Source organism: Pseudomonas antarctica (assembly GCF_900624995.1).
Lineage (GTDB): Bacteria > Pseudomonadota > Gammaproteobacteria > Pseudomonadales > Pseudomonadaceae > Aquipseudomonas > Aquipseudomonas antarctica.
Genome location: NZ_UYXQ01000040.1, coordinates 1 through 12,514, shown reverse-complemented (window position 1 = coordinate 12,514; position 12,514 = coordinate 1). Strand labels below are relative to the sequence as shown.

The following is a 12,514-nucleotide window of genomic DNA, read 5'->3' as shown; positions in this document are numbered from 1 at the left end:
CCACGCGGAGCGTGGGAACGATCTGCGATCCAGGCCTTAACGCATATGCAGAATAATCGGGCTGCTGCTCGCCGGGTCGGTGTGCCCGCGCAGCGTGTTCACCGCCGCTGCATCGACTGCACCGCCGTTGTTGCCCCACGTACCACGCACGTAAGTCAGCACCTGCGCGATTTCCGCATCCGACAATTGCTCCCGAAACGCCGGCATACGGTAGGCGTCCGGTACACCGGCGGTCACGATACGTTGTGAGCCATTGAGCGTGATGTTGATCGCCGAGGCGTTTTCCTTGGCCAGTGCTGAGGTGGCGCCCGCCAGAGGCGGCATCCACTCCGGCTGGCCCTTGCCGTCCAGGCCATGGCAGGACGCGCAGCGGGTTGCGTAGGTGTGGGCACCAGGGGTGTCCGCGCGCGCGGTGGCCGCCTGATACTGCCACGGCGAACCGTCGCGCTGCGGGTCGCCGGGCAGAGACTTGAGGTAGCGGGCGATGGCGTTCAAATCCTCATCGCTCATGAACTGCGTGGAGTTATTGAACGCCTCGGTCATCGAGCCATAGACCACCGCATGCTGGTTGCGTCCGGTCTTGAGGAACCGCACGATCTCGTCCTCGCTCCAGCGCCCCAGCCCGGTGTTGTGGTCCTGGCGCAAGCTCGGTGCATACCAGCCATCGAGCAGAGCGCCAGCCAGGTAGGGCGCGCCGGACTCGTCCAGTGCCCTCTCGTTGAAGGCCAGGCCGCGCGGCGTGTGGCAACTGCCGCAATGGCCGGGGCCTTGGACGATGTAGGCGCCACGGTTCCACAGCGCGTCCTGGGCGGGTTTGGCCGCGTAGGTGGCGTTGGGTGCGAACACGCCGTTCCACAGGGCGATAGGCCAGCGCATATTCAGCGGCCAGGGAATGCTGCTTTCGATGTTGGGCTGATTGGCCGGCTCCACGCCCTGCATGAAAAACGCGTACAGCGCACGCATGTCGTCATCGCTGAGCTTGGCGTAAGACGGGTAGGGCATGGCCGGGTAAAGCCTGCGCCCACCCGGCGCGACGCCGTGGCGCACCGCACGGTCGAAGTCGGCCGCGGTGTAGGCGCCGATGCCGGTGTTGCGGTCGGGCGTGATGTTGGTGGCGTGAATCGCGCCCAACGGCGTGGCCATTTCCAGGCCGCCAGCGAACGGCGTCTTGCCCGGCAAACTGTGGCAGGCCACGCAGTCGCTGACGCGGGCGACGTACTCGCCGCGGCTGACCAGTGCCGGGTCCGCTTTGGCGGCGGGTTGTTGCTCAAAAGGCGAGGCGGGCTGGCGGGTGACGTACCAGGCCAGTACGCCTGCTGCGACCGCGCCGGCCAGCACCAGCCAGCCTGCGGTTCTTGCGAATCGGCGGTTGTTCATGCGCGTTCCTTGTCGGTCAGGCGAAAGTGTATCGGCTCAAAGGCAGGCTGCGGATGCGCTGGCCGGTGAGGTGCGCCACCGCATTGGCCACGGCCGGCGCCACGGCGGGCAGTGGTGGTTCACCGATACCGCCCATTTTTTCGCCACTCTCGACGATCTTCACGTGCACCTGCGCCATTCGCGACATAGGCAGGATCGGGTACAGGTCGTAGTTGCGCGCCCGTGGTTTGCCGTCGACGTACACCGCTTCCTCCAGCAAGGTTTGCGACAAGCCCAGTGCTACGGCGCCATTGACCTGCGCTTCGATGATCGCCGGGTTGACGATGCTGCCCGAGTCGATGGCTTCCCAGATGTGGTGCACCTTGACCTGGCCGTTTTCGATCGACACTTCGGCGACCACGGCAGCGTGGGAGCCGAACGGTGACGCCATGGCCACGCCACGCGCGCGGCGGCTGCCGTCTTCTGCGGTGTAGGGGCCACGCTTCCAGCCGCCTGACAACTCGCCCACCGCTTGCAGCAGGGTGGTCAGCCGCTTGTTGTCGCGTAGCAAGTGCAGGCGCAGCTCGTACGGGTCGTGCCCACCTTTGTCGGCCAGCTCATCGAGGAACGCTTCGTAGAAGAAGTCATTCAGCGAATTGCCCACCGAGCGCCAGTAGCCGAGCATGGTCGGGCCTTTGACGTAGATCTGTGCAATGCGCTTGTTGGGGATCGCGTAGCTTTTGCCCGACAGCCCTTCGAGGGCCGTGGGGTCGAGTTTCTCGCCCTGTTTGCCGGCAATGGCTTCGCTGGGGCCTTCGGTGGCGCTTACGGCTTCAATCGCCAGCGGCAACCCTTGGGCGTCCAGCGCCGCGCGGAACTTAACCACCGCGACCGGGCGCAGCACGTCGCGCAGGAACTCTTCCTCACGGCTCCAGATCAGCTTGACCGGGCGGCCGACGGCCTTGGCCAGCGCGATGGCCTGCGGGTAAGGGTTGGCCGAGTCATACAAAAAGTGCCGGCCGAAAAAGCCGCCCAGCAGCGGTGAGTGCAGGGTGATTTTCGCCGGGTCGAGGCCGGTGCGCTTGGCCATGTCGGCGCGGAACATATCCGGCGCTTGGTTGGGCAGCCAGACCTCCAGCGTGCCGTCGGGGTTGAAGCGTGCCAATGCCGACGGCGGCTCCAACTGGGCGTGGTTGACGTACTGGTTATGGTAGGTGGCTTCGACCTTGGTTTTGGCGTTTGCCAGCGCACCGGCTACATCGCCTTCGTTTTCATCGTCGCGGGCCGGGCCTTGCTGGGCGGCGAGGAAGTCGCGGTATTTGTCGCTGGAGAAATCCGCCGGCATCGCGCGTACGGTCGAATCCGCAGCGGCTTCCAGCCATTCCACTTGTAGGGCTTCTACCGCGCGCTTGGCGTGCCACCAGCGTTCGGCAACCACGGCCACGGCGCCGGGCAGTTGATGCACCGAGTGCACGCCTTTCATGGCTTCGACCTGCGCCTGATTACGCAGGCTGCCCACGGTCATGCCCAGGCGTGGCGCATGCTGGACGGCGGCGTGGAGCATGCCGTCGACTTTGATGTCGATGCTGTATTGCGCCTTGCCGGTGGATTTGTCGTAGGCATCCAGGCGTTTCACCGGCTTGCCGATCCAGCGGAACTGGCTCGGGTCGCGCAAGGTGATGGTGGCCGGATCGGGCACCGGCATGTCCAAGGCGCGCCCGGCCAGTTCACCGTAGCCCAGCGAGCGACCGGACGCGGCATGCACCACGCGGCCGGGTTGGGTGGTCAACTGCGCCACCGGTACACCGAGCTGCTCGGCGCCGGCTTGCAGCAGCATCGCGCGGGCCAGGGCGCCGAGGCGGCGCATGGTCGGGTAGCTCATGCGCACCGACATGCTGCCGCCGGTGATGCGCATACCGTTTTCCATCACCACATACGCCTCGCCGGGCGGCGCGGCCTCGACGATGAAGGTGGCGGGGTCGGCGTCCAGCTCTTCACCGACAATCTGCGCCATCGCGGTGTGGGTGCCTTGCCCGCCTTCCATGAAGGGGCTGAGCAGGCGCACGCTGCCGTCGGGGCGGATCTCCAGAAACGCCGGCACCTGGGTGCCGCGTTCTGTCGGGTTGGCCGTGGCGGCGTAAACCCTGGCCGAGCCCAGGGGCAGGCCAAAGCCGATCACCAGCGCGCCCACGGCGGTGCTGGCCAGAAAGTGTCGGCGCGACAGGTTGACCGGTTCGCTCAGTGGCGCGTCGAAGAAGGCCTTGGGTGTGCTCATCAGACGCGCTCCTTGGCCAAATCATGCACGGCGGTACGGATCGCGTTATACGTGCCGCAGCGGCACAAGTTGACCATTGCCGCTTCAATCTGTGCATCGCTGGGCGCCGGGGTGTGCTTGAGCAGCGCGGTGGCGGCCATCACCTGGCCGGACTGGCAGTAACCGCACTGCGCCACTTGATGCTCGACCCAGGCCGCGACCACGCGCTTGCCCACGTCATCGGCTTCAATCGCCTCAATGGTAGTGATCTCGCGGCCGACCACACCTGCTACCGGCGTTACGCAGGAGCGCACCACGTTGCCGTCCACCAGCACCGAGCAGGCACCGCACTGGGCCAGGCCGCAGCCGTACTTGGTGCCGGTCAGCCCCAGGTCGTCGCGGATTACCCAGAGGAGTGGTGTGTCCGCGTCGGCATCGACCTCGTAGGCCTTTTGGTTGATACGTAATTGCATGGTTCACCTGCTGATCAACGGTTGGTGTGGCTTTTCTTATAAGTGCCAGGCTATTAGTCGCCCATCGTTGAACTCTAGACCACGCTGCAAGGCCTATCTATCCAATCGCCGACAAGTCCGGAGGATTAGGCAAGTATTCAACAGGATTGCACCACTGCCGATGGCCGTCGACCTGTAGTCCTTTGCTGATCTACGCCTGCGCGCCGCACTTTTTTTCATTCTTCTGATCTATCCCTGTCACGACCGCGCTCATTCTGCGCGTGGACAGCAGCCAGACCCGGTGCCGATGGATCGAACGTTAATTGCTTTTATTACCCGATGGCCGCTGCTGTTTGCTGCGGTATTTATGTTCTGTGGGACCGGTTGCAGCCAACAACAGAGCCGCGATATCGCCAGGCAGTTCAGCGATGGCAAACCCGATGAATTCTTTCAAACCAGCGTCGACCGCATGGCGACCCTGAGCATGCGCGACAACCTCAAAAGCCTGTACCTGCTGATGAACAAGCTCTACCTGCGCAACCCCAACCAGTGGCGGCAATCGGGTTACCCGGATGCGGTGAGCGCAGCGCGGGAGATCCGCCAGGCCATCGAGAACCGTCAACCCTTGCCTGCGTTGGGCGACCGTCGTGACTTGGTTGCGTTGAGTTATTCGTTGAGCCCGGAGTTTCGTGGCGACCGGGTCGGGGCGTTTATCTATGCGATCGGTAGCATGATCGTGACCGCGCACGGCGGCCGCACCCAGTTTTATATAACCGACTCAATCAACCCGCAATTTGTCAGCAATGCCGCGCGCAATATCGAGAAAGCCACTTGGCTGCTCAGCCAGCGTCAGGACGCCAACGGCGTATTGCTGTTGTTCTCCAACGAGATATCGGAGGAGGGCAGCAACTTAAGTTTTGCCGTTGAGTTTGGCAAAGTGGTTGCGCGCCTGGACCTGCTCGCCCAGATGCTCGACGAGCGCTACCGGCGTGTCGCGCTCAATTACGCGCAGAGCTTGTTGTTGATGAACTTTCTGCCGGTGCAGTGAGGGCTCATGCGTCGCGTGGCATCGATTGGGTCTGAATAGGCAAAAAACGCATTGTTTAAGCCAGTGCGGTTTTTCCCTTTGTTTTGTAGGAAGTGGCCTATGTTGCCTTGCTATGCTTGAAACACCCTGCGGTCGGCAATAGCCTCGGACTTTTCTTAACGATGAGTGCCTGCCTTGGGTAAGCAAAAAACCGTTTGGCCTACTGACCGCGAAATCCGCCTGCGATTTATCCTCTTTGCTGTGATTGACGTGGCGAGTGCCAAAGGCGTCTGCGCTGAGGTGTTATTGGCCGCCCACAAACTGCTGCGTAACGCACCGACGCAGGCGCAGTTGCGCGCAGCCCTGGCCGACATTCTGGCGTGCGATGAGATGTATGGGTTCAGGTTCCCACAGGGGACAGAGGCTGATGATTTGATGAGGTCGTTGGGATCGACGGCCGCTGAGGCGAGTGGCGGGGTGACCTAACGCCAGTTCGAACGTTTATTTCCTTGCGAGGGGTCTTAAGACCTTATTCGCACGGGGTGGTTATTTGTTTAAAGGCTGATTTTTCACCTGTAACACATACATCACGTCCGATGCTGTTGTGGGAAGGGGCTGGTCCGTTAATAACGCGTGACTTGCCGCGCCTGCTTGCCTTCCCATCACTGTTCGCGTGATGGCCTCCACCTTGGCCCAGGCCTTTCACGCCCCCGAATTCCAAGGACCTGCCCATGCTGTTGCGCCAACCTCCACTGCTTTTTGCCGCTCTGACCCTAAGTTCACTGGTGCACGCCGAAGCACTGCAATTGGCGCCGGTCGAGGTCACCACCCGCGAAGCCAGCGCGGGCGAGGTGGCCGAGGCGCAACTCAAGAGCGTGCCCGGTGGCACCAATTACATCGACATGAGCCGCGTGCAGCAGGGACGAGTCAGCACCAATGAAGAGGTGTTCAAGTACCAGGCCGGGGTGTACGCCAAGGCGGCGAACAATGAAGGCGTCAAGCTCTCGATTCGCGGCTCAGGCCTGAACCGCAGCCCGGGTGCCCATGCTTCCGGCCTGTATGAAATGTTCGACGGTTTGCCGCTGACCGGCCCCGGCGGCACGCCCTATGAGCTCAAAGACCCACTGTGGCAAAGCCGTGTTGAAGTGTTGCGCGGCGCCAATGGTTTTAATCAGGGCGCGCTGGCCTTGGGCGGCTCGGTTAACTACGTCACGCACACCGGCTATGACGCGCCCAAGTTGCAAGTGCGTTATGAAGCAGGCAGTCGCGGCTATGCCCAGCGCGAGATCAGCTCCGGCCAGGTGCTGGGCGATGCCGACTATTACATCAGCCTGACCGACTCGGAGTCCGACGGCTACCAGCACCAAAGCGCCGGCACCGGCAAGGGTGTGGCGGCCAACGTTGGCTACCGTTTCAACCCGGACCTGGAGACGCGGTTTTATTTGCGCTACCGCGAAACCACCAACGACACACCCGGCAAGCTGACGCGTTACCAGATCAGCCACGATCCAACGGCCGCCAACAGCCTCAACGCCGCCCGCGATTCCAAACGCCTGCAACCCGGCTCGACCTGGATCGCCAACAAGACCACCTTGCAGTTGGATGACAATTCCCGCGTCGAGGTCGGGCTGGCCTATCACGACTACCCGATGGACCTGCGTGAAGGCCTCAACCGCCTGAAAGTCGCGTACACCGACGTGAGTGGCACCCTGAATTACATTCGCCAGGACACCTTGTTCGGTCACGACAGTAAAACCACGGTTGGCCTGCGTACTACCCAGGCGATGCCGAATAACGGCGCCTCGGAATACGTGCGCGTGCCTTCCGCTGACCCCACAAAGTATTACGCGCCCGGCACCAAGACCCGTGACTACAGCTACCTCGGCTCTGACACCGTGCTGCATATCGGCAATGACCTGGAACTGGTCCCGGATCTCTGGTTGACCACCGGCCTGGCGGCGATTTACACGCGCCGCGAAACCCAGGTTACTTACCCCGAAGGGCAGGCGCCGCTCAGTCAACATGATTGGGATTACGCGCCGCGCATCGGCCTGCGCTATGACTTCAACCCGCAATTGCAGGTGTACGGCAACCTCAGCCGGTCGGTCGAGCCGCCGCATGCGTGGTCGATGATCTGGGGGTCCAACAAGTATTTTGCGAGTGGCCCGGCCGCAGGGCTGGCGCGCGAGGGCGTGAGCTTGCGCAATCAGACTGCCACCACGTTGGAAATCGGCGGCCGTGGCGAACAGTGGTTCGGCCAATGGGACCTGGCGCTGTACCGCTCCGAAGTGCGCCATGAACTGCTCACCGTCGAAACCCAGGCGCAAACCGCCAACAGCAGCGCGGTCATCGCCGAAGCCAACGCCAGCCCCACCGTGCACCAAGGCGTGGAAATGAGCCTGCTCAGCCCGTTGTGGGACGGCGGCCGCAACGGCCAACTGGCCCTGCGCCAGGCCTACACCTTCAGCGACTTCCACTACCGCGACGACGACCGCTTCGGCGACAACACCTTGCCGGGCATTCCCAAGCATTACTACCAGGCGCAACTGCGCTACAACCACCCGACGGGTTTCTACACCAGCCTCAACGCCGAGCATTCATCGCGTGTGGCGGTGGACTACGCCAATTCCTACTACGCAGCGGCCTACACCACCCTCGGCGCTACGTTCGGCTATGACGCGCCGAAGCAGGACTGGCAAGCCTGGGTCGATGTGCGCAACCTCACCAACCGACGCTACGCCAACACCGTCACACCGGGTTACGACGACAAGGGCATGGATATGGCGCGGTCCACACCGGCAGACGGGCGGGGCGTCTACACCGGCGTGTCGTGGAGCTGGCGCTAAGAAATGTTGTGATGGACACACTTCCTGTGGCGAGCGGGCCTCCTGTGGCAAGCCCACTCGCCACAACCACCAGGCAGTCCCCCCCAAAAAACACCACTGGCGCAGACCTGAGCCCCCCTTGCCCCACACCGATTTACTGGCATTGTTCGCTCAATTGGTAATATTTCCCATTTGAAAAGCTTTTGCGCAGGCATGACATTCCGGCCTCGCCGGGCGATTGCGCCCGTCAGCAGACCCTCACGGCCATGTACAGCGAGCACCGTGGCTGGTTGCACGGCTGGCTGCGCAAAAAACTCGGGTGCTCCCATTGCGCCGCCGACCTGGCGCACGAGGCGTTCATTCGCGTATTGCTGCTGGCTGAGCCACACACCATCAAGGAGCCCCGCGCCTTTCTTGCCACCACCGCTGTGCGTCTGCTGATTGATGGCGCGCGGCGTCGCCGTATCGAAAAGGCCTACATGCACGCCCTGGTGATCCAGTGCGAAGACGCCGGCATGCCTGACCCCGCCGCGGTCCACGTGGCGTTGCAAGCCTTGGAGCGCATCGCCGAAATGCTCGCCGGGCTGCCCGCGAAAACCCGTGAAGCCTTCCTGTTTAGCCGCCTCGACGGGCTGACCTACAGCGAAATCGCCACGTGCTTGGACGTGTCGCCGAGCACCGTGAAAAATTATATTTCCACCGCCTTGGTGCATTGCTACCACAGCCTGCACGTGACGGACTCGCTGTCGTGAGCTGCGAACTATCATCCAGCAAGCGGCGAATGGGCTGACGCGGCTGCACGATGAAGACGTCACCGATGCCGACCGACAAGCCTTCAACACGTGGTGCCAGGCCGACCGGCGCCATGCCGTGGCGATCGAGCGCATGCGCGTGCTATGGGGCCACTTTGACACCTTGCCCGCACGCCCGGCGCGTATCGCCCTCCATCGAGCCTTCACACCACAACGCTCGCGGGGCTTACACACTGGGTTTGCTCGGCGTATTGCTGTGCGGCTGGGTGGGTATGGAGCGCGCGGCGGATGGCACCACGGTGGTCACCGTGATCGAGTCCAGCGTGGCGGTCAAAGGCGAGGGCACTGAAGGCGTCAAGGTCGCAGCCGGTCAGCGTTCGGTCCTTGACCACGGCCGCGCCCAGCCACCGCAAGCGCTCGGTAACACAGACCCGGACGCCTGGACCCGGGGCCTGCTCAAGGTTAACGACCAACCCCTGAGCGATGTGCTGCAAACCTTGGCCAGCGACCGCCATGGCCTGGTGCGTTTCGATACTCAAGCGTTGCAACACCTGCGGGTGTCCGGCGTGTTCAAGCTCGACGACACGGCCGCAGCGTTCGCGGCACTGGCCGATAACCTGCCGATCCAGGTGGAGTACTTCACCGACTTGCTGGTGGTGGTCAAGCCGCGCTAGGTCAGCCTTCGTTCTGGCGCAGGCGCTTGTACAGCGTGTTGCGGCTGACACCCAGCTCTCGCGCCAGGTGGGAAATGTTGCCGCCAGCTGCCTTCAAACGTTGCGTCAGGTCGAGGCCTTTATCCGCAAACTCGCTGGCAGGCAATGGCGCTGTCCCGTTCAAATCCACGAAAAAGTCGTCCGGCAGGTGCTCCGGGCGCACCGGCTGCTCCTCGGCCATTGCCAGCGCCACCTGCAATACGCTGCTGACCTGGCGCAAATTGCCCGGCCACGGGTGCTGCTCGAACAACGCCAGCACCTCGGCACTCAGCCCGGCCCATTGGGTGGGCTCGCGGTGCTGCTGCCATAACTGCTGGAACAGCGCCTGTTTGTCGGTACGCTCGCGCAACGGCGGCAGCTCCAGGGTCAGGCCGCCGATGCGGTAATACAAGTCCTCACGGAAGCGCCCGGCCTGCACCCATTCGCGCAGCGCGCGGTTGGTGGCGGAGATGATTCGCAAGTCCACCGGGAACACCTCGCTGCTGCCCACCGGTTGCACACAGCGTTCCTGCAATACGCGCAGCAGACGGGCCTGGGTCGGCAGCGGCATGTCGCCGATCTCATCGAGAAACAGTGTGCCTTTATCCGCCTTGCGGATCAGGCCGATGCTGCCTTTCTGATTGGCGCCGGTGAAGGCACCTTTTTCGTAGCCGAACAGTTCCGATTCGACCAACTCCGCCGGAATCGCCGCACAGTTCACCGCGATAAACGCCTGCGCGCTGCGCGAACTGGCCTGGTGCAGGGCTTTGACGAACACCTCTTTGCCGACGCCGGTTTCGCCGTGGATCAGCAGTGGAATGTCCTTTTCCAGCAGGCGCTCGGCCTGGCGCACGGCTTTTTCCACGCGCGCGTCGCCAAAATGCAGGGTAGTGAGGCCAATCGAGGTCGGCATTGCGGGTGTCGGTTGGCTGGACTTGGTCTCACTAAACACCCGCGCCTGCACCGGTATTTTCTTCGGCCGCTTCAATAAACACTGAAACCGATTGCGTCCTGCCGCCTGCAGCGAAAATGGCAAGCCTTCCGGTTGGTTCAACAACTCCAGCAACGACACTTTGAACAAACTGTCGATCAGCACCCGCGACAAACTGATGCCCAGTAAGTTATCCGCACGGCGGTTGGCCGACAGCACCTGGCCGCTCTCATCAAAAATCAGCAGGCCCGCCCACTGGCTGTCGAGGTTGTTCAGGCCGGTGTTGAAGGTCAGTTGGAAGTACTCGTCACGAAACAGGTTGAGGATCAGCCGGTTTTCCACGGTCTGACTCATCATCTTGACCATGCCCAGGGTGTGGGAGGGCGGCAGGTAGCTGTCGCTGGACACGTCCAGCACCGCGATGATTTCACGTTGGGCATCGAAGATCGGCGCCGCTGAGCCGGTCATGAAGCGGTTGGCCTTGAGGAAGTGTTCGTCGTGCTCGATATGCACCGCCTGGGCACAGGCCAGCGCGGTGCCGATGGCATTGGTGCCGCTGCTGCGCTCCATCCAACTGGCGCCGGGGCTGAAACCTCGCGCCAATTTCGGTTCGATAAACCGCTGGGTACCCCACGACGTCAGGACCTGGCCCTGGTTGTCGGCCAACATGATCAGGCAGTTGGAGTTGCTCAGGATATTTTCGTAGTAGGGCAGCACTTCTTGGTGGGTGGTCTGCACCAGCGAATGCTGGCTTTCCAGCAATTGGCTGATGCCTTCGGCGGGCAGTTGGTCGAAGCTGGGCGTGCTCTGGTGGTCCAGGCCAAACGCGCGGCAACGCCGCCAGGACTCCTGGATAAGGGTGTCGTGAGCCAAGGGTTCGGCCATGGGGGCGACCTTCTTTTTATTGTTATTGGGCTTGCACAGTCCGGCTGGAGAAACAGGTTCAAAATGTGGGAGCGGGCTTGCTCGCGAATCGTCGCACCGCCGCTCCCACCTTGATCTGCATCGCCCAATGATTGTTGTTCAGAACTGTTCAATGTCAACCCGCTTAATGTTCAGTTGTTCAGCGCTGGTTGTTCATTTGTGTTCATGCCTGAACATCCTGTTCAACCCATTCCCTTACAGATCAACCACCTGCCACTTCTGGCACGAAACTCGCTCTTACGAATGGCCAGATTCATTCCAATAATAAAAAGGGCGTGTCATGTCATTGACCCTGGAACATGTCTCCCGCGTCGTAGAAGGCCAAACCTGGATCGACGATGCCACCCTGCGTTTCGAGGCCGGCTCCTTCAACGTCTTGCTCGGCCGCACCCTGTCCGGCAAGACCAGCCTGATGCGCCTGATGGCCGGCCTGGACAAGCCCGACAGCGGTCGCATCCTGATGAACGGCGTGGACGTCACGCAAAAGCCGGTGCGCCTGCGCAACGTCTCGATGGTCTACCAGCAGTTCATCAACTACCCGACCATGACCGTGTTCGAGAACATCGCCTCGCCGTTGCGCCAGGCCGGTGTGTCCAATGAGCTGATCCAGAGCAAGGTGCTTGAAACCGCGAAGATGCTGCGCATCGACAAATTCCTGCAGCGCCACCCGTTGGAGCTGTCCGGTGGCCAGCAGCAACGCACGGCCATGGCCCGCGCGCTGGTCAAAGACGCGGAGTTGATTCTGTTTGATGAGCCGCTGGTGAACCTGGACTACAAACTGCGCGAAGAGCTGCGTCAGGAAATGCGCGAGCTGTTCAAGGCGCGCCACACCATCGCCATCTACGCCACCACCGAACCCAACGAAGCCCTGGCCCTGGGCGGCACCACCACGATCCTGCATGAGGGCCGGGTGATCCAGAGCGGCAAGGCCGCCGAGGTGTATCACCAGCCGCAGACCGTGTTGGCAGCCGAGCTGTTTTCCGAGCCGCCGATCAACCTGATGCCGGGACGAATCAGCGGTAATGAAGTGAGTTTCGCCAACTTCGTGCACTTCCCGCTCAACGTCGACCTGCGTCCGATCGGCGAGGGCGATTTCCGCTTTGGCGTGCGCCCCAGCCATATCAGCCTGGTGCCGAGCAACGACGATGACCTGGAGCTCGCGGTGACCGTGGAAGTGGCCGAGATCAGCGGTTCGGAAACCTTCCTGCACGTGCGCAGCGAGCATTTCCTGCTGGTGCTGCACCTGCCGGGCGTGCACGAGTAGGAGGTCGACGCGCGGAGCCGCGGTTCACTCCCCACCC

Annotated in this window: 8 protein-coding genes and 2 pseudogenes; 6 read left to right on the top strand and 4 right to left on the bottom strand. The window is 62.4% G+C overall.

Annotation, left to right across the window (positions count from 1 at the left end; all coding sequences use genetic code 11):
- Positions 1–36: 36 nt before the first annotated feature.
- The 3 genes from E0F99_RS18285 to E0F99_RS18275 are packed head-to-tail and all read right to left on the bottom strand — an operon-like array spanning position 37 to position 4,083.
- On the bottom strand, positions 37–1,377 hold the full coding sequence (locus tag E0F99_RS18285; RefSeq protein ID WP_083359002.1) for a c-type cytochrome: 1,341 nt from the start codon (positions 1,375–1,377) through the stop codon (positions 37–39).
- Between the two features lie 16 nt (positions 1,378–1,393).
- A complete protein-coding gene (locus E0F99_RS18280) occupies positions 1,394–3,631 on the bottom strand; it encodes a xanthine dehydrogenase family protein molybdopterin-binding subunit (RefSeq protein ID WP_083359001.1) in 2,238 nt (745 codons plus the stop codon).
- Complete coding sequence (locus E0F99_RS18275; RefSeq protein ID WP_083359000.1) at positions 3,631–4,083, bottom strand: (2Fe-2S)-binding protein; 453 nt, start codon at positions 4,081–4,083, stop codon at positions 3,631–3,633. Before E0F99_RS18275 ends, E0F99_RS18280 begins: the two co-directional genes overlap by 1 nt.
- Before the next feature lie 286 nt (positions 4,084–4,369).
- Here E0F99_RS18275 and E0F99_RS18270 point away from each other — a divergent pair, with 286 nt between their 5' ends.
- The 5 genes and pseudogenes from E0F99_RS18270 (at position 4,370) to E0F99_RS18250 (ending at position 9,340) form a co-directional block, all read left to right on the top strand.
- Entirely contained in the window at positions 4,370–5,110 is a 741-nt protein-coding gene (locus tag E0F99_RS18270) for a hypothetical protein (protein WP_083358999.1), read from the top strand.
- Between the two features lie 174 nt (positions 5,111–5,284).
- The gene (locus tag E0F99_RS18265; protein ID WP_083358998.1) at positions 5,285–5,575 is read left to right on the top strand and encodes a hypothetical protein; all 291 of its coding nucleotides are present in this window, start codon (positions 5,285–5,287) and stop codon (positions 5,573–5,575) included.
- Positions 5,576–5,820: 245 nt separating this feature from the next.
- Complete coding sequence (locus tag E0F99_RS18260) at positions 5,821–7,935, top strand: TonB-dependent receptor family protein (RefSeq protein WP_083358997.1); 2,115 nt, start codon at positions 5,821–5,823, stop codon at positions 7,933–7,935.
- Positions 7,936–8,117: 182 nt separating this feature from the next.
- Positions 8,118–8,666, top strand: coding sequence for a sigma-70 family RNA polymerase sigma factor (locus tag E0F99_RS18255; RefSeq protein ID WP_269457870.1), 549 nt, complete (start codon positions 8,118–8,120; stop codon positions 8,664–8,666).
- A gap of 10 nt (positions 8,667–8,676) precedes the next feature.
- Positions 8,677–9,340, top strand: a pseudogene (locus tag E0F99_RS18250) (FecR family protein).
- A 1-nt stretch (position 9,341) separates the two neighbouring features.
- Here E0F99_RS18250 and E0F99_RS18245 read toward each other — a convergent pair.
- Positions 9,342–11,174: a sigma-54-dependent Fis family transcriptional regulator gene (locus E0F99_RS18245; RefSeq protein WP_083358996.1), complete on the bottom strand. Its 1,833-nt coding sequence runs from the start codon at positions 11,172–11,174 to the stop codon at positions 9,342–9,344.
- A gap of 319 nt (positions 11,175–11,493) precedes the next feature.
- Here E0F99_RS18245 and E0F99_RS18240 point away from each other — a divergent pair.
- Positions 11,494–12,474: pseudogene (locus E0F99_RS18240) on the top strand (ABC transporter ATP-binding protein); the annotation flags it as partial.
- Positions 12,475–12,514: the final 40 nt, after the last annotated feature.

Bases quoted from the DNA above. Each gene is read 5' to 3' on its own strand.
- E0F99_RS18260 (WP_083358997.1), top strand. From the start codon at position 5,821: ATGCTGTTGCGCCAACCTCCACTGCTTTTTGCCGCTCTGACCCTAAGT.
- E0F99_RS18270 (WP_083358999.1), top strand. From the start codon at position 4,370: ATGGATCGAACGTTAATTGCTTTTATTACCCGATGGCCGCTGCTGTTT.
- E0F99_RS18275 (WP_083359000.1), bottom strand. From the start codon at position 4,083: ATGCAATTACGTATCAACCAAAAGGCCTACGAGGTCGATGCCGACGCG.
- E0F99_RS18285 (WP_083359002.1), bottom strand. From the start codon at position 1,377: ATGAACAACCGCCGATTCGCAAGAACCGCAGGCTGGCTGGTGCTGGCC.
- E0F99_RS18245 (WP_083358996.1), bottom strand. From the start codon at position 11,174: ATGGCCGAACCCTTGGCTCACGACACCCTTATCCAGGAGTCCTGGCGG.
- E0F99_RS18280 (WP_083359001.1), bottom strand. From the start codon at position 3,631: ATGAGCACACCCAAGGCCTTCTTCGACGCGCCACTGAGCGAACCGGTC.